General features: G+C 54.8%; 1 protein-coding gene. It reads left to right on the top strand.

Annotated elements, in window-relative coordinates; translation table 11 throughout:
• On the top strand, positions 1-272 hold a 272-nt coding region (locus HMPREF2967_RS12835), incomplete at both ends, for a DDE-type integrase/transposase/recombinase (RefSeq protein WP_158014688.1).

Here is a 272-nt window from a genome sequence, read left to right as displayed (position 1 = left end):
GCATTGAAGGGATTTCACCGCGTGCCTTTGTCCCGGTGACAACCATTCAAGCCAAGCGTAAATCCACGCTTCCTGACCTGGTTAAACGCATGTTTGATACTGGTGAGCTCAACCGAGTGTGGATGTCGGATATTACCTACCTGCGCACCGGTGAAGGCTGGCTGTACTTATGTGCAGTCCGCGATGGCCATTCCCGCAGAGTATTGGGCTGGGCAATGGATAGCGTTCAAGATACATCCCTGGTCGAACGGGCCCTGCGGATGGCGCATACG

The organism is Corynebacterium sp. HMSC059E07 (assembly GCF_001814395.1).
Classification (GTDB): domain Bacteria; phylum Actinomycetota; class Actinomycetes; order Mycobacteriales; family Mycobacteriaceae; genus Corynebacterium; species Corynebacterium hesseae.
The sequence above is the reverse complement of the archived record's forward strand: the minus strand, read 5'-3'. Positions and strand labels throughout refer to the sequence as shown.